The following is a 1,447-nucleotide window of genomic DNA, read 5'->3' on the forward strand; positions in this document are numbered from 1 at the left end:
AGGGGACTTTGTGGATCAGGGGACTTCCCTATCCCTTATATTGCCGATTCTTTTTTTTTTCTCTACCTACGCGCGGGCCTTTCAGGAATCTTATGGGATAGAGAGACAGAAAAAAAAAAGAATCTGAACACATAAGGGATAGGGAAGTCCCCTGATCCACAAAGTCCCCTGATCAGGACCGACCACTCCCGAACCGAGGGGCGACCGTCCTGAACGATCGCCCACCTCACTGGATCAGCCCTGGTCTCGCGCCTGTCCTACCGGACGATGATCGCCGGACAACCACCGACCGGATTCCTTAGTCCATTCGATCGGCATAGCATCTCCCGACTGGTCTCCGAACTGGCCTTCATATTGGGCCGTCACGCTCTCGCCGTAGCGGTCTCCAGCCGCAAGCAGCTCGTCGCCGAGCTTATTGAGGACGAGGATCACCCAAAGAATGTGCGACAGTTCTGTCGCCTTCTCCGGCTGATAGCCCACACATTCGAGACCGTAGATGTTCGATCCGTTGCGCTTACCGCCCGGAATCACCATCACGTCGAGACCAGAAGCCGGCTCGAAAGATTGCTCGCTCATGTCGCCGAGCACATAGCCCATCTTCTGACATTGTGCCTTCCCCGGCTTGTCTAGCGGTAGGTCAAGGTCGATCTCATTGTCGATCGCCAGTGAAATAAGAGACGTGCGCTCTCCACCACAGACAGACTTCGCTTGCTCCAGCGGCGCATCATTCTCCGGGTTGCCGACCTCACGGGCGTTGGGACCATACGTCAACAACCACGCCGTGATCAGCATCTCATACTGAGAGCGATTGTTAGACCCGGCGACGGCCGCCTTAACGAGGTGCTGGTTCTCCAGGAAACCCGGCACGCCTGCGTTTTCGAGAATCCCCCCGATAACTTCGGCATAGGATTCGAAGCTCGCAAAGTGAGGGACATTCTTCGGCGCAGGTTTGCCGGCTGCAATCCACGCCTGAACGATAATCAATGCAGCTTCGACCAAACGGTGCCGATTTTCCAGAGTCCACTTCATCAGCTTCTTATGCTTGAACGAGTCAGGGTCGCGCTTCTTCGGATCGCCTTTGAAAAACTGATTGATGAAGATCGTGCGGCGCTCCATCTCGTCGGAAAACTTCATCTTGTTGCCGGTGACAACCTTTGCCGCGCGATTGGGAATGTTCGCATTCGTATTGCCGCCAAGGATGCGATCTGTCCAAATGGGAAGTGTAATCTTGGTCGTCCAGATACGGCCCTTGATTTCGTCGTGAATGTTATCCCAATAATGGAATTCCTTGCCCTCGATGAAATCCGTGGTGGTTGCCTTGCGATGCTCGTCATCCTCGACGATCTGGGGACGTCCAGGCGGCGGCGCTCCAAGAACCGACGCCATGAGACATTCGGCGGCAAGCGAGCCGCCTGTCCCTGGTTGCGTCTTATTGTAAGCATAGAGC

Annotated in this window: 1 protein-coding gene; it reads right to left on the reverse strand. The window is 55.1% G+C overall.

Annotated features, from left to right (window positions below; genetic code table 11):
- Positions 1-234: 234 nt before the first annotated feature.
- Positions 235-1,447 (reverse strand): hypothetical protein (locus A1351_RS06675; protein WP_210178240.1); only part of this gene is annotated, 1,213 nt, incomplete at its 5' end.

It is taken from the genome of Methylosinus sp. R-45379 (assembly GCF_001644125.1).
GTDB lineage: Bacteria > Pseudomonadota > Alphaproteobacteria > Rhizobiales > Beijerinckiaceae > Methylosinus.